The following is a 19,476-nucleotide window of genomic DNA, read 5'->3' on the forward strand; positions in this document are numbered from 1 at the left end:
AGCGGTCACGTCGTGTCGATTTCCCGTCGGCGGCGTTCGAGGAAGGCGCGCTCCGCCGGGTTCTCCGTCAGCGCGAGGGCCGCCTCGTACGCCCGTACGGCCTCCGTGTCGCGGCCGAGGCGGCGCAGGAGGTCGGCGCGGACCGCGTGGAAGACGTGATAGCCGTCGAGGTCCAGATCGAGGTAGTACTTCATGACGGCCTCCTCGGGCGTCGTGGCGTTCTCTCACCTCCTACACGAACAGCGGGCCCCCGGATCGACAGCGCGCACGGCGAGACCGGGAGAATCTTGTTCATGACCACCGCGACCCACCCTCTCGTCACCCGTGCCCGACAGCTGGCCTCCGGCGTACTGGCTCCCCAGGCGGAGCGCGTCGACCAAGAAGGAGTGCCCGCGAGCCATGTCGAGGCGGTCAAGCGGTCGGGGCTGCTCGGGGTGAGCGCACCGACGGAGTACGGCGGTGCGGCCGCCCCCGGCGCGGTGGCGCGGGAGACGGCGGAGATCCTGTCCGGGGCGTGCTGCTCGACGTGGTTCGTGCAGACACAGCACTACACGCCGGTGCAGCTGCTGGCGCGGTCCGAACTCCCCGTGCGGGTACGGCTGTTGCGTCCGCTGGCGACGGGGGAGCTGCTGTCCGGGATCGCGTACGCCCATGTCCGCGCCTTCCCCCGGCGCCCCGTACGGGCCACCCCCGAGCGCGGCGGCTGGCGGTTCGACGGCACCGTGCCCTGGTACACCGGCTGGGGTCTGAACGACGTGATGCTGCTCGCGGGTGTGACGGACGGCGGCGAGGTGGTGTTCGCGTTCACCGAGGCGCGCGCGCAGCCGGGCCTGCGCCCGTCGGCGCCGATGCGGCTCGCGGCGCTCACCGCCACCCGCACGGTGTCCCTGGAGCTGGAGGGCCTGTGGCTGCCGGACGAGACCGTGGTCCTGCGGGCGCCGTACGAGAAGTGGAGCGCTGCCGACCGCACAAAGACCGTGAGCGCCTCGCCGGCCGTCTTCGGGATCGCCGAGGCCGCGCTGGACATGCTGGACGAGGACGTCGCCGGACCGCTGCGCACCCGCCTCGTCGAGGTCCGGCGCCGGGCCTACGCCCTGGCCGATCATCCGGTGCCGAACGAGCACCTGGAGGAACGGCTGGCCCTCAGGACACGGGCGTACGAGGTGATGCGCACGGCCACCACAGCGGCGGTGGTGGCCGGGGGCGGCCGATCGATGACCTTGACCAGCAAGGCCCAACGACTGGCGCGAGAGGGCCTGTTCCTTCTGGTCCAAGGCCAGACGGCAGAGTCGCGCCGAGCACATCTGAACACGCTGACGAACACCATGCCTTAGGGGGCGCGGGGCTGCATCGATATGCGGTCACCTCGCGAACGGGTGCTCCCACAGCCCCTCCGCAGCAAGCCTCGGCAGGATCCCCTCCCCGAACCAGTACGCCTCCTCCAGATGCGGATATCCGGAGAAGATGAACTCCTCGATCCCCAACGCGGCGTACTCCTTGATCCGCTCGGCCACCTCCTCGTGACTTCCGACCAGTGCCGTCCCCGCCCCGCCTCGCACCAGCCCGATCCCGGCCCACAGGTTGGGATGGATCTCCAGCCCGTCCCGGCCGCCACCCCCGTGCAGGGCGAGCATCCGCTGCTGCCCCTCGGACTCGCTGCGGGCGAGCCCGGCCTGTACGGACTTGACGGTCTCCGCGTCGAAGCCCGCGAGGAGACGGCCGGCCTCCGCCCAGGCCTGCTCGGAGGTGTCCCGGGTGATGACGTGCAGCCGGATCCCGAAGCGCAGCGTGCGCCCCTCCTTCGCCGCCAGCGCCCGGATCCAGGCGATCTTCTCCGCGACCTGCGCGGGCGGCTCGCCCCACGTGAGGTACACGTCGGCGTACTTGGCCGCGACCTCCCCGGCCACGGGCGAGGATCCCCCGAAGTACACCTCGGGGATCGGATCGGGCACGCGGGCCAGCTCGGCATCCTCGACCCGGAGGTGCTCGCCGTGCAGATCGACGGTCCTGCCCTCCCACAACTCCCGTACGGTTTCCAGGAATTCGCCGGTACGGCGGTAGCGGGCGTCCTTGTCGAGGAAGTCGCCGTAGGCGCGCTGCTCCTGGCTCTCGCCGCCCGTGACGACGTTGAGGAGCAGCCGTCCGCCGGTCTGCCGCTGGAAGGTGGACGCCATCTGCGCGGCGAGCGTCGGTGAGACGAAGCCGGGGCGGAAGGCGACCAGGAACTTCAGGCGTTCGGTCTGCTGGCTGACCATGGCGGTGGTCAGCCACGCGTCCTCGCACCAGGCGCCCGTCGGCGTGAGCGCGCCGACGAAGCCGAGGTCCTCGGCGGCGCGGGCGATCTGGCTCAGGTAGGCGACCGTCGGCGGCCGGTCCCGTCCGGTGGCGGTGGCCGGGGTGCCGTGGCCGCCGCCGACGACATGGCGGCTGTCGCCGTTGGTGGGGAGGAACCAATGGAAGGTGAGGGACACGGGGGGCTCCGTTCAGGGGATGTCCGCGTGGCCGCGCCGCATCGAAAGGGCGCGGAATATCGCCGTAGTCAGGCGGCGGTGGGGAAATGACGCGGCACGCCACTGTCCCCAGTGGCTGACATCAGCGGAGGACGGGCGCGGCGAGGAAAAGCGGAGGGCGGCGGCTCAGGAGGATCGAGGATCAGGCCGCGGAGCAGCGACAGCAGGCGCTGGAGACGCGCGCGAGATCGACATGGCGTCGCCGCGTGAGGTCCAGTCGCATCGTCATGCCGATGATCGTCGCAGCAGGCGTCGAAGGGCGTCAAGGAGAACGGGGATCCTTGAACGGGCCGTTGCATCCCGGTGCGGGCCGCCTCGCACTCCCCGGTCAGTCCTCGTCGCGAGCCGGGACGACGACGAGGAACGCGTCCGACTTCAGGTCCATCACGACCGTCGCGGGCTCACCCTCGGCGCGGAGCGCCGCGGCGTACTCCTCCGCCGGCCACGATCCGCGCGGAGCCCCCGCAGGAAACCGCTCCAACACCTTCGCGCCCATAGCGGCACCTCCACGTTCCACCACCGACCGGCGTCACCAAGCTCTGGTAACAACCCGCTTGCCCGCGATCTGCGCGGACATGTCATGCCACCTCAAAACTGCCCGTCACCACTGCGACCTCTACACATAAGGAAAAAATAAGCGCAGAATGAACCTACGTGACGCTTACCGCATACCGCACCAGACGCGGTCAGGCCTGTAAGTCAAAGGAGACGAATCATGGCCAACGTCTCGCCCACCAGAGGTGACATAACCAGCCACCCTGATGTCTCAGAAATGCGGGCACGCTACGCCCGTGTGCTCGGCGGTCGCGATGTGGCGCTCGTGGACGGACCGGTGTTCCTGCTCGGTCTGTACTGCGCCGTATCCCCCTGGATACTCCACTTCACGACGAACCAGCCCCCGCTCGTGACCCACAACCTGATCGTGGGCATCGCGATCGGTCTGCTGGCCCTCGGGTTCACCCGTGCTCCGGAGCGCATGTACGGCCTGAGCTGGGCCATGTGCGCCATCGGCGCGTGGATGATCGTCTCGCCGTGGATCGTCGGCGAGAGCCCGGACGCCGGGGTCATCTGGAACAACGTCGTCATCGGCGCCCTGGCCGTGATCCTGGGGCTGATGTGCATCGGTACGGCGGCGAGGAGCGCCAGGAGCTGACCCCCGGAGGAGGACAGGACACGTCGGGCCGGTCCGCGGGGGCGTGGACCGGCCCGACGCATGCCGGGTGCCGTCCGCTCAGCCGGCCGGCACCGCCCACGGCTCCTGCGGCAGCGGCCTGCCGGTCTCCAGGAGCGACTTGAGGTTGGACAGCACGGCCGGCCAGCCGGAGGCCGCGTCGGCGCGCTCATCCTCGTCGTTGAGATCCTCATGGGTGACGGTGAGCCGGACGATGTCGTCGTGCGGCCGGATGTCGAAGGTCACCCGGGAGTGCCGGTCCTGCTGCCCCTCCTCCTCGGGCGCGGCCCAGGTGGTGACGAGGCGGGACGGGCGCTCGCTCTCCACCACGGCGCCGACCACGTCGGCGATGCCGGAACCGTCCGTCCGTACATGCTCCCAGCGTGAGCCGGGCTGCCAGTCCGAGACGTTGCCGTGGCCCCATGTCAGCGCCGGCCAGCACCGTTACTACAGGCAGGCCGACAGTTCCCGACGGTGAGCGCGCACCCACTCCCACGCGGACCGCACCTCGTCCACGGCCCCGCTCTCGCGCAGACCGACCATGGCCGGCTCACCGCGCTCGGCACCCGCCTCGATCCCCCGCCAACAGCGGTCCTGCCACCACAGGATCGTGTCGAGGAGGCGGCCGCGCCCCTCGAGGCCGTAGGCATCGCAGAGGAGCCGGATCCGGCGGGCAGCCTCCGGCACGTCGGTCACCCCGGGCCCCAGGTCCAGGTACTGCCAGCACACATGGGCGACGTCCTGAATGCGCTCCCCCGGAGCGGCGATGTCCCAGTCGATGAAGGCGACCGGCCACCACTCGTCGCCTGTCACGGTGTACACGGTGTTCTTCGGGGCCAGGTCGTTGTGGCACACGACGTCCTGGCCAGCGGCGAGCGGCGTGCCGTGTGTCAGGTCGTGGAACGCGCGGACGAGCCGGGCCACGCGCACGAGACCGGCGTCGGTGCGGGCGGCGGCCCGTTCCCGCGGTGTGAGCGCCGCCCGCCCCTCGACGTAGTCGAAGATCTCCCGGCCCCGCTCGTCCGTCCCCAGGAACCGGGGCGCCCCCGCCCACCCCCGCCGCTCGAACAGCGCGAGCACGTCCCGTACGTACCGTGTCCTCGGCGAGGGCGTTCGCCGTACGGTCGCACCGACCCGGACGACCTCGTTCACCGCGCCGCCGCCGAGCACCGACTCCTCCACCTGACCGCCTCCGCGTCACACCTGCCCCATCCCGGTCGGCCCGATCAGGCGCCCGGGGCAGGATCAACTCATGAACGACAACGGGAGTTTCGCCCCTCCCTCGGCGCTGCGGCTTGAAGGGTACGGGATCCGCCTGCGCGCCTGGTCGGACGAGGATCCCGCCGACCTCGTCGCCCTGTACCACGATCCCGAGATGGCCCGCTGGACCCCGGTCGCCTCGCCCTTGGAACGCGGCGAGCGAGGCGGTGGCCCGTTCCTGCGGGTTCGAGCCCGCGGACGACGCCCCGGTCCGGCGCCGGTCGAGGGGCCGGGAGACCGCCCTGCGGACCTGGAGCCTGCGCGGGTGAAACTCCTGGCCCGGCAAGGCCTTGGGCTGGCACGCTGCCCGTATGGATCACGCGGAGGTACTGCTCATCGGCGGACGCGCCGGCGTCGGCAAGACGACGGTGGGGTGGGAGGTCTCGGCACGGCTGCGGGCGGCCGGGGTCGCGCATGCCGTGATCGACGGCGACTTCATGGGGCAGGTGCATCCGGCGCCGGAGGGCGACCCGCACCGGGCGGCCGTCGCCGAGCGGAACCTGACCGCGGTATGGCGGAACTACGCCGCACTGGGCTACCGGCGTCTCGTGTACACGAACACCGTGAGCATCCTCGAGGAGGCGGCGGACATGTTCCGGCGCGCGATGGGCGACGACGTACGGATGGTGCGGATGCTGTTGACCGCCTCCGACGAGACGGCCGAGCAGCGCCTGAAGTCGCGGGAGCTCGGTTCCGAGCTGGAGCACGAGATCAGAGGCAGCGTCCGCAAGGCCCGGATGCTGGAGGAGCGGGCGCCCGCGGACGCCCTGCGCGTGGTGACCGACGGGCGCACGGTGATCGACATCGCGAGTGAAGTGGTCTCGGCCACCGGGTGGGTCGGGGGTGACGGACGGGGCCTCGGAGCCGGGTCCACTTTGGCCAGTGGTTGACCGGAGCCGGACTGTCCCCGCCCCCAGGGGGAACCCGAACTACAGACGGGGGTCTTGACGAAAAGGGGCGGAGATGGAGATCGACGGCATCATCAGTGCCATCGTGATCGGCATCGTCATCGGTGTCCTGGGCCGGCTCGTGGTCCCCGGGCGCCAGCGCATCGGGATCCTGTGGACGATCGTCGTCGGCATCGTCGCCGCGCTGATCGGTTCGGCGATCGCCGGCGCGTTCGACGTGGCCGACACCGACGGCGTCGACTGGGTCGAGTGGCTCATCCAGATCGGCCTCGCCGCACTCGGCGTGGCCACGCTGGACCGGTCGCGGGCACGCCGCTGACGACGTACGACGGCGGCACGCGGACGGCTGAGCGGGAAAGGTGACGCGCGCGGGCCGGCCCACGGACGGCGGCGCGCGCGTCGCCTCGGCATGCGCGGAGGGGTGAGCGGGTGGTCGCGGCCGCCGAGGCGGTGGCGAAGCGCGGAGCGGTGGAACACCAGCTCGACCTGTAGACCATTGGGCCCACGGGCGGTCAACGGGCTGCCGCACGCATGGCCGCGAGGCCCTCCCGGCTGGACGGGTACACCGGCGTCCAGCCCAGTTCCCGCTCCGCCTTCGCCGTGGAGACCCGCAGCGTCGTCGACATCACCGTGTGCGCGTACGACATCGGCTTCATCAGCCATCGAGGTACGGTCATCGGCTTCGACAGCCCGAACTCCTCGGCCACGCACAGGACATGGGCCCGGAAGCCGAGCGGGACGCGGTCCGCGACGTTGTACGCCTGGCCGGGGCGGCCGCGTTCGACGGCGGCGGCCACCGCGCGCGCCGCGTCGGTGAGCTCCACCCACGGCAGGACCCGGCCGCGGTCGTCGGGGACGGGCAGCTGCCGCTTGCGCAGCAGGGTCAGCAGGGCGTCGGTGCCGCCGGGCCCGTAGAACAGGCCGAAGCGGAGCGCGATGCCGTCCAGCCCCTCTGTTCCGAAGGCGAGTCGCTCCTTGGTGCGCATGGCCGCGATGTGCCGTTCCAGCTCCGGTGAGGTGCCGGGCGGGCCGAAGGGGTCGTCCTCGGTGACCGGGCGGGCGCCGTGGTCCCCGTAGCCGTATCCGAAGACCATCGACTCGGCCACGAAGCGGCGGGCGCCGACGGCCTGGGCGGCCTCGACGAGGTGCGCGGTGCCGTCGATGCGCAGGGCGTTGGTGGCGTGCATGCCGCCGTGGCGCATGGGTGGCTTGCGCAGGGCGGTCGCGGCGTGGATCACCGTGTCGAAGCGGTGCCCGTCGACTGCACGCAGCAGCGCGTCGCGGTCCATGAGGTCGGCCCGGATGCCGTTGTCCTCGCCCCGGCCGAGCCCGGTGACCTTGTGGCCCGCGTCGGTCAGGGCGCGGGCGACGTGCCGGCCGAGGACACCGCTCGCGCCGGCGAGGAGGATGGTCTGGTTCGTGTGCATGGTCGCCATACTCGTGCGACGGACCGGGCGGGCCCGGACGTGACATCCCCCGCGACGGCGTTGTCACCCGGTGGCGGCTCACCGGACGGCGACGCCCTGAGGCACATACACGTACGGCGTGGTCGTGGTCAGCGCGTGGAAGCCGAGGCGTTCCAGGATGGGGCGGCTCTGGCTGGAGGCGTCGACCTGGAGGTAGCGGTAGCCGCGGCCCACGGCGGCGCGGGCCCGGTGTGCGACAAGCGAGCGGTAGATGCCCCGGCCGCGCCAGTCCTCGACGGTGCCACCGCCCCACAGGCCGGCGAAGCGGGTGCCGGGCACGAGCTCCATGCGGGCCGCGCTGACCGGCGTGTCGCCGGCGAGGGCGACGACGGCGACGACGGTGTCCGGATCGTCCGTCAGCCGGGCGAGCAGCTGGTGGCGCAGCCGGGAGGCGTCGGTGCCGAACGCCTGCTCGTGGACGTCCGCCACGAGGTCGACGCCCGCCCGGTCGGTGACGGGCAGGACGCGGATGCCCTCCGGCGGCTCGGCGTCCAGGATCAGGTCGGCGACCTCGCCGATCATCAGCGTCTCCTCGGGCTCGGGCGTGAACCCGGCGGCCCGCAGGCGCTGTCCGAGATCCACCGGCCGGTCGTGCCCGTAGAGCTTCCATTCGAACGCGTGGCCGAGTCCGGTGTAGTGGGCGATCTGGTCGGCGATCGCCGCGTCGGCGCCCGCCGCGTCCAGGTCGGACCAGACGACGCCGTTCCAGCCCTGTGCCGGGGCCACCTGGCGGATCACCTTCCCCACCCGCTCGATGCGGGCGTCGGGGCCGTCGGGCTGGGCGCCTTCGCGCAGGTCCCGGTCGAAGAGTGCGAGTACCGCGGCATGATCCATGCGCTCACTCCACCATTCGGACGCCCCCGCGGCAACGTCGTTTACGACTGCCGTACGCACCCCTCACCGGATGCGCGGCGCCCCGTAGTCTGCGCTGCGGAGACCACCACGTCACGAGGAGGCCGTACGCCATGGTCGTGAAGGACGCCGAACTGCCGTATCTGCGCCGCTGCGTGGAGCTGGCGACCGAGGCCCTGGAGGCCGGGGACGAGCCGTTCGGCTCGGTGCTGGTGGGCGGGGACGGCGCGGTGCTCGCCGAGGACCACAACCGGGTGGCCTCCGGCGACCGCACCCGGCACCCCGAGTTCGAGCTGGCGCGCTGGTCCGCGGCCCACCTGACGCCGAAGGAGCGGGCGGCCGCGACCGTCTACACCTCCGGCGAGCACTGCCCGATGTGCGCGGCCGCGCACGCCTGGGTGGGTCTCGGACGCATCGTGTACGTCGCCTCGTCGGAGCAACTGGCGTCCTGGCTGGGCGAGTTGGGGGCACCCGCGCCGCCGGTGCGGAGCCTGCCGGTCCACGAGGTGGCGCCCGGTGTGACCGTGGAGGGCCCGGTACCCGAACTCACCGAGGACGTCCGCACGTTGCACCGCCGCTTCCATCGAAGCGCGGGCTGAGTCGGCCGCGTACCGCCAGCCCTAGCCCAGTTCCAGCGTCGTGACGCCGAAGACCCGGTCCTGGGCGTACGGCCGTACCGGCCCGGTGTACATGCGGGCCGTCTCGAAGGAGGGCGTGAGGCCCGCCGCCTCGGCGAGGGCGATGCCCGCCCGGTTCGTCCCGGGGACGTCGACGGCGATCTCACTCCCGGCCGCTTCGGCGGTCAGGGCGGCGAGCAGGGACCTGGCGTCCTCGGCGGTGTCGGCGAACAGTGGCCCGATGCGCAGCGCGTCGCGGCCGGGGCGGATCACTCCGTAGCCGGTGACGCGGTCGCCGGTGCGGCGTACGACGGCGCGGTGGCCGCCGGCGGTCAGCCAGGCGGCCACGAAGCGCGGGCGGTCCGCCGGGGTACAGACGCTGTCGTACGCGGTGATCTCCGCCAGGTCGGCCGGCCGCACGGCACGGACGTCGGCCGGGATCTCGGTCGCGGGCGCGGTTCCGGTGAACCGGACGGTGCGGTGAGCGGGTTCGAAGCCGGACCGGCGGTAGTTGGCCTGCTGCGCCACGACTCCGTCGAGGCCGATGGTGCGGTTTCCGGCGTGGGCGATCGCGGTCTTCCACGTGGTGAGGCCGTGGCCGCGGCCGCGCAGGTCGGGCCGTACGAGGTAGAAGCCGAGGAAGGCGTAGTCGGCGCCGTAGTTGACGACGGAGATCGACGACACGGGTTCGCCGTCGATCCGGCCGATGAAGAAGCCGTCCGGGTCCTGGGCGAAGAACGCCGGCCCGTCGGCGAGTCCCGGGTTCCATCCCTCGTCCGCCGCCCATCCGCTGACGACCGACCAGTCGTCGAGGCGTGCCTGCGTGACGACGAGGCCTTCGGAGGCCGGTGAGGTCATGGGTGCGCTCCGTTCCGTGGGGTGGTGGGCGGTGATCGGCCGTACCCGAGCATCCTTGCCGATCTTCCGGGAGGGCGTCAGGGTGCGATCAAGCCGTCGGCCGACGGACGTCGGCCACCGTGGCGTGCCGCCGTACGGCGGAGGGCTCCACCGGTCACCGCCGGTGGAGCCCTCCGTCCTCCTCGGTCGGTCAGCGCTCCGCCCGGGGGCGGAAGCGCCGGTACACCGCGGCCCCGCCCATGATCAGCGCCGCGCTGCCCGCGACGGCGGGCAGCGCCAGGTCCGCTCCCGTGGCGGCGAGGGCCTCCGTGGAACGGTGCCCGTGGGTGTGCGGGGCCGGCCGCGGACCCGGATTCGCCTTGGTCGGCGGGGTCGGCTTCGGTGCCGGCCGGACGGGACGCTCCGGGCCGTCGGGGCGGCCGGGCCGGTCCCCTCGGGTGTTCACGGACTCGTTGCCGACGGCCGCGTTGCCGACGCCGACCACGTTCACCGTGTTGCCGCTGACGTTCACGGGAAGGTCGACCGGGAGCTGCACACCGTTGCCGGAGAGCACGCCCGGTGAATCCTTTCCGCCGCCCTCCGCCACCGCTCCGCCGGACGCCTTGCGCCGGTCGCCGCCGCCTTCGTCGACGTTGGCGCAGCTGTTGCCCGCCGCGGGGTTGAGGACTCCCACCACATTCACGGTGTTCCCGCACACGTTCACCGGGACGTGCACCGGGAGCTGCACGGTGTTGCCGGAGATCACCCCGGGCGAGCCTGCCGTGGCGCCGTCCGCCGCTGAATCGGCGTACACCGGGACAGCCATGGCCATCGCCCCGGAGGCGGCGGCAGCCGCGATCACACCGTTTCGGGTAACCCGTCTCATAGGTTCCCTGCCTTCCAGACATGGACGCGGGCACTCGCCCGCATCGCATAAAACGTGAGTGAACCAATCCGAGTTATGGCTAATCGGCCTTTCACCCCATCGAGTGGCATGGTTGTCGAACTGGTGGCAAAGCCGTCGTTCGCTCATCGAGGGGGCGCAGGGTAGGGCACTTCCCGCGGTCCCGCTCGTGCGGAGGCGTGCCTTCCGAGGTCCGCTTATCGTGATCCAGGACGCCGACTTTCCGGACCGCGGCAGGCGTCCTGGAGGCATTCATGCTGGCCAAGCTGTCGACGCGGCCCACGTTCCGGCGCTGCGCCCTCTCCTCGGGCGTGGGCCTGGCTCTCCTCGGCGTGGGGCTGCCGGTCATGACCGCGGGTGACTCCGAGCCCGATCTGTCGCGGTTCTACCGGCAGAAGGTCACCTGGTCGAAGTGCGAGGGCGTGGAGATGCCCGAGGACCTCCAGTGCGGGAAAGTCACCGTCCCCCTCGACTACGCGAAACCGGAGGCGGGCACCCTCGAACTGGCCCTCGCCCGCTACCGGGCGACGGGGAAGTCCCGGGGCTCGGTGCTGCTGAACTTCGGCGGGCCGGGCAGCGCGGGTGTCAGTGAGCTCGCCGCCGGATCCAAGGACTTCATGGACCTGACGGACGGCTACGACGTGGTGAGCTTCGATCCCCGGGGCGTCGGCAGGTCCTCGCCGGTCAGCTGCGGCGACTCCACCTACGGGGCCGCGGCGGTGATGGACGAGGACGCGGATCTCGGTGGCGACCCGCAGGCCGTCCTGCGGCGGCTGCGGAAGGCGGCCGACGCGTGCGCGAAGCACTCCGGGCCGGTCCTGCCGCACATCGGCACGGTGAACGCCTCACGGGACCTGGACGTGATGCGCCAGGCCCTCGGCGACGACAAGCTCAACTACCTCGGCTTCTCCTACGGAACCCGGCTGGGCGCGGTGTACTCGGCGCAGTTCCCCAAAAAGGTCGGCCGGTTGGTGCTGGACGGCGTGGACACGCTCACCGAGCCGCTGTCCGAGCAGGGCGTGGCGGGCGCCGCGGGGCAGCAGACGGCGCTGGAGGACTTCGTCGACTGGTGCGTGAAGGACATCGCCTGTCCGTTCGGTACGGACGCCCGCACGGCCCGGGAGCAGGTCGTACGGCTCGTCGAATCGCTCGACCGGGATCCGGTGCCGACCGACTTCGGCGACGAGTTCACCGGGCAGGACCTCGTGGGCGCCATCGGTCAGGCGCTCTACAGCAAGGAGATGTGGCCGTCCTTGGAGCGGGCGCTCGCCGCACTGGTCGAGGACGGCGACACGCGTCCGCTCCTCGGGTTCACCGGCCGAGGGGCCGGCTCCCGCGCCGGGACCGCGACCGACGGCGGCCTGGTCGATCAGGAGGACGTGCCCCTCGACAATCTTCCGGCGGCGCTGATGGCGATCAACTGTGCGGACGATCCCGATCGCCCCGACGCCGACCGGATCACCCGGGACCTCGGCAGGTTGCGCGCCGCGTACGAGCAGGCCTCCCCGGTCTTCGGCCGTTATCGGCTCGCCGAGTACCTGATGTGCTACGGCCGTCCCAAGGGCACCGACTTCATCCGCGAGCGCGTGCGTGACGTCCGTACGCCGAAGATGCTCCTGGTCGGCACTCGGGGCGATCCGGCGACGCCGTACCGCTGGACCGTTCAGACGGCGCGGCGGCTCGGCGACTCGGCCGTGGTGCTCGACAACAAGGGCGAGGGCCACACCGGTTACGCGTCCTCCAAGTGCGTACACCGGAAGGTCGACGCCTTCCTGCTGTACGGCTCCCTGCCGCCCGACGGCAGCTCCTGCGGAGCCGAGGACGACCGCGACTGATGTACGGCCGCCACGGACGGCCGGCTCAGGACGGGGCCGCGTCGCTCCCTCCGGGTTCCCAGTCGGCGAGACGGCCCATCGCGCGAGCCGCCTGCGTGAAGCCGTCGTCGCCGAGCAGCGCGCGCAACTCGGCGTTGAAGCGGTCGATCTCCGGCTGCGCCGCCCGCAGCGCCGCGGTACCCGCCTCGGTCAACTCCAGGACCACGGCCCGGTGTTCGCTCGGGTGCGCCCGCTTGGCGAGGAGACTCGCCGTGGTGAGCCGTCCGACCAGCCCGGTGACGGCGGATTCGCGCAGGCCGAGCGTGTGGGCGAGGTGCCGCTGGGTGATGCCCGGCTGGTCCCGCACCGCGAACAGCGCGCCGAGCTGGGCCGTGGTGATCCCGGCCGCGGCCAGACAGCGCCGGTCCGCGACGGTTCGCAGCCGGTGCGCGGCCTGCTGCAACAGGAAGAACAGGCGCTGATCGGGCTCGGACATGGCCCGATCTTGGCAGAGGCGGCAGACCCGCGCCACGCCTACTTCACTAGTGAAGTGAGGTCGATGTGAACGACTCCCCGGATGACGTGAACGACTCCCTGGATCTCGTGCTCGCTCGGAAGGTCCTGGCCGCTCAGCCCTTCAGCGTGCTGCTCGGCACGCGGCTGGTGGCCTTCGGTGACGGTACCGCCACGCTGGAACTGGACATCCGTGACGAGCTGCGCCAGCAGTACGGCTTCGTGCACGGCGGAGTGCTCGGCTACGCGGCGGACAACGCGCTGACCTTCGCGGCGGGCTCCGTCGTCGGCGCCCGGCTGATCACCGCCGGTTTCACCATCGACTACCTGCGGCCGGCCCAGGGCGACGTCCTGCGCGCCGACGCCCGGGTGGTCCGGGCCGGTCGCACCCGTGTGGTCTGCCGCTGCGACCTGTCCACCGTCGAGGGCGACGGCACCCCGACCCTGTGCGCGGTGGCCCAGGGCACGATCGCCGTGAACGGGACGGGACAGTCCTCGGCCTGAGCCGGCAGCCGTCAGCCGTCAGCCGTCAGCCGTCAGCCGTCAGCCGTCAGCCGTCAGCCGTCAGCCGTCAGCCGTCAGCCGTCAAGGCATTGCACCATCGCGAGTCGGCGATGTGGCCGGTCCCCCTCCGGCGGCGCCCCGCCGACGCCGACAACCGATTGCCCCAAATGCCCCATCCCGGAATCAGACCTATGGTGCTGCTATGGAGCACGCACTCAGCCCCGCGACCCTCACCGACCTGCGCCGCCCGCGCCCCTATCCCGCGGTGTCCGTGCTGACGCCCACGCACCGCCGCGAGCCCGAGAACGCCCAGGACCGGGTCCGGCTGCGCAATGTCGTGGCCGAGGCCAAGAGGCAGCTCGAAGCCGATCCCGCCGTTCCCCGGGAGCGGCGCGCCGACGTGGCGCGGCAGCTGGACCAGGCCCTCACCGAAGTGGACCTGGCGCACGCCGAGGACGGCCTGGTGATCTTCGCCGCTCCGGGTGAGCACCAGGTGTGGTCGCTCGCCCGCTCGGTGCCCGAGCGTGTGGTGCTCTCGGACACCTTTCTGACCCGCAACCTGGTCTCCGCGCAGGCCGCTGAACGCCCCTTCTGGGTGCTCTCGGTCTCCGCCGACCGCGTCACCCTGTGGAGCGGCGGCACGGACCGCGTCACCGAGGACCGCACCGGCGGCTTCCCGCTGACCAGGAGCCGCGAGAACTTCGACGCCGAACGCCAGGAGCGGATCGGCGACCTGCCCAGCGCCTTCCGGGACGAGGACACGCGTCACTTCCTGCGCGAGGCGGACACCATGATGAGCGCGGTCCTGCGCGAGGACACGCGGCCGCTGTACGTGACCGGCGAGCCGGCCGCGCTGTCCTGCCTGGACGAGATCGGGAGCGTCACCAAGGACGCCGTCCACGTGCCGCACGGGGGTCTGGCGCACGCTACCCATGAGGCCGTGTGGCAGGCGGTCCGGCCGCGGGTCGCCGCCGAGGCCCGCAAGAGCACCGACACCGTGGCGCGGGAACTCGAATCGGCGCGCGGGCGCCGGGCGTTCGCGGCCGGTGTCGACGAGGTCTGGCAGAACGCCCGGGAGGGCCGGGTGGGGCTGCTGGCCGTCGAGGAGAACTACCGGGTGACGGTGCGCGACGACGGCGGCGCCCACCTGATCCCGGCCGAGAGCGGTGACCTGGACGCCCGCGAGGACATCGTGGACGAGATCGTCGAACAGTGCCTGGAGACCGGCGCCGACGTCCGCTTCGTACCGGACGGCACACTGGGCGACGCCGACGGGATCGCCGGCGTGCTGCGGTACTGACCCCTTGGGACGCCGCCTGGCACGGCCGGAACCACATATGCCAGACTTCTAGAACACAGGGCCGTCGAACACACAACTGAAGACCGCGTCGGCCACCCCGACAATCCCTCAATTCACGTATGCCACCTACGACTTGACCCACACGGTGTAGTACACCGGACGCATGACACAGCCGCTCCCTGAAGACTGTGGCATATGCCAGAAGCACCACCGTATCGTGTGTTGCCAAATCCCTTACAGGGCGTCGCGGGCTGTGCAAGAGTCGTAACGGTCCTTCCGTCCGCCTTGGTCGTACCGTCCCGCATCGGAGTGCGTCATGCCGTCCCATCTCTCTGCGGACCGCCCAGCCGCCCAGCCGCCAGGACGCGGCTCGGTCGACGCGCTCATATCGCAGACGCGACGGCTCAAGGGCGACGTGGACGCCGTACGGAGGGACACGCAGAGCGACGGCGCGGATCCGCAGGAGCGGTGGCAGCGCGCGCTGTGCGATCTCGCGCTGCACCAACTCAACGACCTGGACGAGCACTTGGCGCAGTTGCGGGACGGCCCGCCGCCCGTGCCCGCGCCCGCCGAGGCGGCGCCCTCCGTCCGCACCGTACCGCCCGCTCCCCGGCGCGACTCGCTGCTCAGCCGGGTCGGAAGCGCGGAGTGGAACCTGCTGACGGACGAGGCCGGCTGGTCCGGAGAGCTCTACCAGATCCTCGGCCGCGACCCCGCCGCTCCCCCGCTCACCCTCGACGAGCTGCCGTCCCTGGTGCTCGACGAGGACCGGCCGAAGCTGACCGCCATGGTCACCGACTGCCTCGTCGACGCCAAGCCCATCGACGGCGAGTTCCGCGTCGTGCGCCCGGACGGCGAGGTACGGACCGTGCACATGATGGGCGAGCCGCTGCTCGCCGCCGACGGAAGTACCGCGTCGATGTGGGCGGTGCTGCGGGACGTCAGCGAACTGCGCCGCAGCCAGCGGGCGGTGAACGAGACCCGTGACTCGTTACAACGCCACCGGCACCACGCGCAGACCGAGCACCGGCTCGCGGTCGAGCTGCAGGAGGCCGTACTGCCGCCGTGGCGCGGCTCCCTGCGGCTCCCGCACCAGGGACCGGAGACCCTCGATCTGGCGGCCCACTATCTGCCGTCGTCGACCAGCGCGCTGATCGGCGGCGACTGGTACGACGCGCTCGAACTGGCCGACGGCGAGACCCTGCTCAGCGTCGGCGACCTCACCGGGCACGGCGTCGCGGTGACCTCGGGCATGGCGACGCTGCTGGGCGCCGTACGCGGCATGGCGATGGCCGGCACCCAGCCCGGTCAGCTGATGGCCTGGCTCAACCAGCTGCTCGACGCCACCGTGCAGCCGGCCCTCGGCAGCGCGGTCTGCTGCCGCTACCGGCCCGAGACCCGCACGCTGGCGTGGGCCCAGGCGGGACACCCCGCCCCGCTGCTGTTCCGCGACGGGACGGGGCGCACCCTGAACGCACCCGACGGCGTCCTGCTCGGCGCGACCTCCGGTGCCTCCTACGAGCAGGCCGAAGAGACCCTCGAAGCAGGCGATCTGCTTCTGCTGCACACGGACGGGCTGGTGCCGCTGCACGACCGAGCGGACACCGTGCACCGTCTCCTCGACCTGGCCCCCCGATTCGGCGAGGCGCGCACCGCACAGGACTGCGTGCGGACGGTCGTGGAGGAGTTCGGAGGAACCGAGCGCGAGGACGACGCCTGCGTGCTCGTCGCCAGGGTGATGTGAGAGCACGGCGGCACAGTTCCCCTGTGCCTGTGCACTGTTCTCCTTATGCCTGCTATGCCTGTGCGCTGGTGCCGGGCTTCTTGCCCTTCGGAAGCGCCAGCCTGATCTCCTCCCGCAGCTCTTGGATCTTCGGGTAGGTGGCGTACTCGGCGGTGAGCCGGTACATCTGGGCCAGCCGGTCCCAGGTGCGACGGGAGGAGTTCGACCCCATGGCCATCAGGGCCAGCCGTGCGTAACGGTCCGCCTGTTCGGGGTCGTCGGCGATGAAGCAGGCCGATGCCATGGACAGATGGTCGAAGATCTTCGACCGCTCCCGGCCGTCGACCCGCAGGGACAGGGCCTTCTCCGCGTAGTGCTGGGCGTGCACGGCCGCGCCCGGCTCGTGCTCCGCCAGCGTGCGGTAAGCCAGGGCCTGCATGCCGTACAGGTCCTCCTCCTTGAAGGTCTGCATCCAGCTCGGCGGCGGCACGTCGCCCCGGTCGGAGACGAAGAGGTCCTCCGCCTGACCGAGGGTGCGGCGCATGGCCTGGCCCTTGCCCATGGAGGCCTGTGCCCAGGCCTCCACGGTGTGGAGCATCGCCTTGGTGCGCGGCAGCACCTCGTCACCGGAGCCGGACCGGGCGAGCTTCATCAGGTCGAGCGCGTCGTCGGGCCGGCCCAGGTGCACCATCTGGCGAGCCGCTCGGGAGAGCGCCTCCCCGGCGCGGGGCCGGTCGCCGCCCTCTCTCGCGGCATGGGCGGCGATGACGAAGTACTTCTGGGCCGTGGGCTCCAGGCCGACGTCGTGCGACATCCAGCCCGCGAGGACGGCGAGGTTGGCGGCGACGCCCCACAGGCGCCGCTGGAGATGGTCGGGGTGACGGTAGGCGAGCATGCCGCCCACTTCGTTGAGCTGGCCTACGACTGCCTTGCGCTGCAGCCCGCCTCCGCGGGCCGCGTCCCAGGCCCGGAACACCTCCACCGAGCGCTCCAGTTCCTCGATCTCCTGCGATCCGATGGGGGCGGCCTCGTAGCGGTCGAACCCAGCGGGGTCGGCGTGCAGGGGGTCGGCGAACTGGGGAGCGTCGGCGGTCAGGGCCGGATCGGTGTGCAGCCAGTCGTACATGGCGCTGCTGAGTGCGGATCCCGCGGCGAGCACGGCACCCGCGCCCACCAAGCCGCGTCGGTTGAGCATGAGGTCCATTCCCGTGAATTCGGTGAGGACCGCGGCGGTCCGTTCGGGCGCCCACGGCACTCCGTCGGGATGTTCAGCGCTCCCGCCTCGTGGCCGTTTCCCCGCACGCCCGTGCCGGACCAGACCGAGGTCCTCAATGGTCACGACACGGCCGAGACGCTCGGTGAACAGAGCCGCCAGCACCCGCGGCACCGGATCGCGCGGGATCTCTCCCATGTCGATCCAACGCCGCACCCGGGAGGTGTCGGTCGCCAGCTGGGGGTGGCCCATGGCCGCCGCCTGCCGGTTGACCAGCCTCGCGAGTTCACCCTTGGACCAGCCGGCCAGGCCGAACAGGTCCGCCAGGCGGGAGTTGGGTTGTCCGCTCACGTCAAGCCCCCAGGTTCTCGGCTGAGTTGACAGTAGCCCGGTGAGAGTTGCCGGGCGACTATTCGCCAGGGTTCGCCAGGGCACGCCAGATGGTGTGCCACTGGGCATCGGGTGTCAGGTAGGAACGCGCCACCCCGACCCGGTCGCCGAGGGACATTCCCCAGGGTGCTCCCAAGGGGCCGGGCCGGGTAGCGCACTGACGTCGCAGGCACACGAAGGGATCTGTTTCGCCCATGTACACAGCATCGTCCTCCGTGTCCGCTCCGCCCCGGTCGCTGCACCCCCGTCCGGCGGGTGGTGGCCCCTACCTCGACCCCGCACGCCCGGCGGCCCCCGTGCTCGGTGCGGGCATGACCCGGCGTGTTCCGGGGCTCGGCACCCAACCGCTCAGCGGGAGACTCGACTTGTCCGGCCCTCAGGGCGCCCAGCTGCGCACGGCGATCGCGTCGGTGCACCGGATCTGCCCGGAGTTCGCCCCGGTCCAGGTGCTGCGCCGCAGCGGACGCTCCGTGCTCCTGGTCGGCACGACAGGACGCAGCACGGCCGTCGCCAAGTGTTTACTGGACCACTCCCCCGTGTGGTCCGAGCGGATCCGCCACGAGATAGCCGCATACCGCTCGTTCGTCCGGCACCGCCCACCGGTGCGCGTGCCGAGACTGATCGCGGCGGACCCGGACAACTGCACCCTGGTCATCGAGCGGATGCCCGGCCGGGTGGCGGCACTGCACCGGCACCCGGCCGAGGCCCCGCCCCGCGCGGACATCAGGGCGGCACTCGGCGCGATCTGCCGGCTGAACGCCTGGCGGCCGCCGGCGGGCACCTTCGACGCCCCGCTGGACTACGCGGCCCGCATCTCCCGCTACCACGAGCTGGGGTTGCTCACCGACCGGGACCTGGGCGACCTGCAGAAGCTGCTGCACGGCATCGCGGCGACCGCGGGCCGGCAGGGCATGGGCCAGTTCTGCCACGGCGACGCGCTGCTGTCGAACATCCTCCTGTCACCGGCCGGTCCAGTGCTGGTGGACTGGGAGCACGCGGGCTGGTACCTGCCGGGCTACGACCTGGCGACGCTGTGGTCGGTCCTCGGCGACGCGCCCGTGGCCCGGCGGCAGATCAGCCAGATCGCCCAGTCGGCCGGTCCCGCCTCACGGGACTCGTTCCTGGTGAACCTGATGCTCGTGCTGACCCGTGAGATCCGTACCTACGAGACGGCCGTGCAGCGTTCGATGCACGACACGACCCCGGCGGCACCGGGACCAGCCCACCCGGGTGCTGCGCCGTCCGGCGAGGAACAGCGACTGCTGCTCAGGCGGCTGCACGACGACTGCCAGTTGGCCCGCCGGGCCGTGCGCGCGGCGGTCGGCACTCGCTGACGGGGATGACGGTCCGCGGTGCGCCAGGACATCGGCGCACCGCGGACCGTCGTATGTCCGCCACGAAACTCCCATAAATCTGATGAACGGGAGAAATAGCCCGCTCCTGGGCATGATTGACGGATCGTCGGCAGGCCGGTATCGCAGACGCACCGGCCCC

The 19,476-nt window shown here is 71.7% G+C and carries 20 protein-coding genes and 2 pseudogenes; 10 read left to right on the forward strand and 12 right to left on the reverse strand.

Going from position 1 to position 19,476, the window contains the following annotated elements:
• Positions 1-5 precede the first annotated feature (5 nt).
• Positions 6-176 (reverse strand): annotated as a pseudogene (locus tag CLM62_RS48170) (RNA polymerase sigma factor); the annotation flags it as partial.
• Between the two features lie 117 nt (positions 177-293).
• On the opposite strand from CLM62_RS48170, the gene CLM62_RS48175 reads away from it, so the two are divergent.
• Complete coding sequence (locus CLM62_RS48175; RefSeq protein WP_095756253.1) at positions 294-1,334, forward strand: acyl-CoA dehydrogenase family protein; 1,041 nt, start codon at positions 294-296, stop codon at positions 1,332-1,334.
• Positions 1,335-1,361: 27 nt separating this feature from the next.
• Here the strand turns inward: CLM62_RS48175 and CLM62_RS48180 are convergent, their stop codons facing one another.
• The 3 genes from CLM62_RS48180 to CLM62_RS50610 all read right to left on the reverse strand — a co-directional run bounded on the left by CLM62_RS48180 (position 1,362) and on the right by CLM62_RS50610 (position 3,006).
• Entirely contained in the window at positions 1,362-2,471 is a 1,110-nt protein-coding gene (locus CLM62_RS48180; RefSeq protein ID WP_095756254.1) for an LLM class flavin-dependent oxidoreductase, read from the reverse strand.
• Positions 2,472-2,652: 181 nt separating this feature from the next.
• The gene (locus CLM62_RS53415) at positions 2,653-2,739 is read right to left on the reverse strand and encodes a putative leader peptide (RefSeq protein ID WP_373559262.1); all 87 of its coding nucleotides are present in this window, start codon (positions 2,737-2,739) and stop codon (positions 2,653-2,655) included.
• Positions 2,740-2,838: 99 nt separating this feature from the next.
• Positions 2,839-3,006 (reverse strand): hypothetical protein, encoded by a 168-nt coding sequence (locus tag CLM62_RS50610; RefSeq protein ID WP_179382542.1) that lies wholly within the window; start codon positions 3,004-3,006, stop codon positions 2,839-2,841.
• 219 nt (positions 3,007-3,225) lie between these two features.
• Between CLM62_RS50610 and CLM62_RS48185 the strand changes: the two genes are divergently transcribed.
• A complete protein-coding gene (locus tag CLM62_RS48185) occupies positions 3,226-3,663 on the forward strand; it encodes an SPW repeat protein (RefSeq protein WP_095756255.1) in 438 nt (145 codons plus the stop codon).
• 78 nt (positions 3,664-3,741) lie between these two features.
• Here CLM62_RS48185 and CLM62_RS48190 read toward each other — a convergent pair.
• Positions 3,742-4,113 (reverse strand): annotated as a pseudogene (locus tag CLM62_RS48190) (SRPBCC domain-containing protein); the annotation flags it as partial.
• Between the two features lie 15 nt (positions 4,114-4,128).
• Complete coding sequence (locus CLM62_RS48195; protein ID WP_095756257.1) at positions 4,129-4,863, reverse strand: phosphotransferase; 735 nt, start codon at positions 4,861-4,863, stop codon at positions 4,129-4,131.
• A 389-nt stretch (positions 4,864-5,252) separates the two neighbouring features.
• Between CLM62_RS48195 and CLM62_RS48200 the strand changes: the two genes are divergently transcribed.
• Both CLM62_RS48200 and CLM62_RS48205 read left to right on the forward strand, forming a co-directional pair.
• On the forward strand, positions 5,253-5,831 hold the full coding sequence (locus CLM62_RS48200; RefSeq protein WP_095756295.1) for an AAA family ATPase: 579 nt from the start codon (positions 5,253-5,255) through the stop codon (positions 5,829-5,831).
• A gap of 73 nt (positions 5,832-5,904) precedes the next feature.
• Positions 5,905-6,168 (forward strand): GlsB/YeaQ/YmgE family stress response membrane protein, encoded by a 264-nt coding sequence (locus CLM62_RS48205; protein WP_095756258.1) that lies wholly within the window; start codon positions 5,905-5,907, stop codon positions 6,166-6,168.
• 193 nt (positions 6,169-6,361) lie between these two features.
• On the opposite strand, the gene CLM62_RS48210 is transcribed toward CLM62_RS48205, so the two are convergent.
• Both CLM62_RS48210 and CLM62_RS48215 read right to left on the reverse strand, forming a co-directional pair.
• Positions 6,362-7,285, reverse strand: a complete 924-nt coding sequence (locus CLM62_RS48210) for an NAD(P)-dependent oxidoreductase (protein ID WP_095756259.1) — start codon at positions 7,283-7,285, stop codon at positions 6,362-6,364.
• Positions 7,286-7,354: 69 nt separating this feature from the next.
• Positions 7,355-8,149 (reverse strand): GNAT family N-acetyltransferase, encoded by a 795-nt coding sequence (locus CLM62_RS48215; RefSeq protein WP_095756260.1) that lies wholly within the window; start codon positions 8,147-8,149, stop codon positions 7,355-7,357.
• 131 nt (positions 8,150-8,280) lie between these two features.
• Here CLM62_RS48215 and CLM62_RS48220 point away from each other — a divergent pair, with 131 nt between their 5' ends.
• Positions 8,281-8,766 (forward strand): nucleoside deaminase, encoded by a 486-nt coding sequence (locus CLM62_RS48220; RefSeq protein WP_095756261.1) that lies wholly within the window; start codon positions 8,281-8,283, stop codon positions 8,764-8,766.
• A 21-nt stretch (positions 8,767-8,787) separates the two neighbouring features.
• Here CLM62_RS48220 and CLM62_RS48225 read toward each other — a convergent pair whose 3' ends face one another.
• Together CLM62_RS48225 and CLM62_RS52860 are read right to left on the reverse strand one after the other, a co-directional pair.
• Positions 8,788-9,642 (reverse strand): GNAT family N-acetyltransferase, encoded by an 855-nt coding sequence (locus CLM62_RS48225; protein WP_095756262.1) that lies wholly within the window; start codon positions 9,640-9,642, stop codon positions 8,788-8,790.
• A gap of 190 nt (positions 9,643-9,832) precedes the next feature.
• Positions 9,833-10,507, reverse strand: a complete 675-nt coding sequence (locus tag CLM62_RS52860; protein WP_095756263.1) for a chaplin — start codon at positions 10,505-10,507, stop codon at positions 9,833-9,835.
• A gap of 272 nt (positions 10,508-10,779) precedes the next feature.
• Here CLM62_RS52860 and CLM62_RS48235 point away from each other — a divergent pair, with 272 nt between their 5' ends.
• The gene (locus CLM62_RS48235; protein ID WP_095756264.1) at positions 10,780-12,360 is read left to right on the forward strand and encodes an alpha/beta hydrolase; all 1,581 of its coding nucleotides are present in this window, start codon (positions 10,780-10,782) and stop codon (positions 12,358-12,360) included.
• Between the two features lie 25 nt (positions 12,361-12,385).
• On the opposite strand, the gene CLM62_RS48240 is transcribed toward CLM62_RS48235, so the two are convergent.
• Complete coding sequence (locus CLM62_RS48240) at positions 12,386-12,835, reverse strand: MarR family winged helix-turn-helix transcriptional regulator (RefSeq protein ID WP_095756265.1); 450 nt, start codon at positions 12,833-12,835, stop codon at positions 12,386-12,388.
• 86 nt (positions 12,836-12,921) lie between these two features.
• On the opposite strand from CLM62_RS48240, the gene CLM62_RS48245 reads away from it, so the two are divergent.
• From CLM62_RS48245 to CLM62_RS48255, 3 genes are all read left to right on the forward strand, one after another.
• Positions 12,922-13,356 (forward strand): PaaI family thioesterase, encoded by a 435-nt coding sequence (locus tag CLM62_RS48245; RefSeq protein WP_095756296.1) that lies wholly within the window; start codon positions 12,922-12,924, stop codon positions 13,354-13,356.
• 202 nt (positions 13,357-13,558) lie between these two features.
• Positions 13,559-14,656, forward strand: a complete 1,098-nt coding sequence (locus CLM62_RS48250) for a chemotaxis protein (protein WP_095756266.1) — start codon at positions 13,559-13,561, stop codon at positions 14,654-14,656.
• A gap of 316 nt (positions 14,657-14,972) precedes the next feature.
• Positions 14,973-16,400 carry a PP2C family protein-serine/threonine phosphatase gene (locus CLM62_RS48255; RefSeq protein WP_095756267.1) on the forward strand — a complete coding sequence of 476 codons (1,428 nt, stop codon included), beginning with the start codon at positions 14,973-14,975 and terminating at the stop codon, positions 16,398-16,400.
• A gap of 52 nt (positions 16,401-16,452) precedes the next feature.
• Here CLM62_RS48255 and CLM62_RS48260 read toward each other — a convergent pair whose 3' ends face one another.
• Positions 16,453-17,943: a hypothetical protein gene (locus tag CLM62_RS48260; protein ID WP_095756268.1), complete on the reverse strand. Its 1,491-nt coding sequence runs from the start codon at positions 17,941-17,943 to the stop codon at positions 16,453-16,455.
• A 233-nt stretch (positions 17,944-18,176) separates the two neighbouring features.
• On the opposite strand from CLM62_RS48260, the gene CLM62_RS48265 reads away from it, so the two are divergent.
• Entirely contained in the window at positions 18,177-19,316 is a 1,140-nt protein-coding gene (locus CLM62_RS48265) for an aminoglycoside phosphotransferase family protein (RefSeq protein WP_095756269.1), read from the forward strand.
• Positions 19,317-19,476: the final 160 nt, after the last annotated feature.

It is taken from the genome of Streptomyces sp. SA15 (assembly GCF_002291145.1).
Lineage (GTDB): Bacteria > Actinomycetota > Actinomycetes > Streptomycetales > Streptomycetaceae > Streptomyces.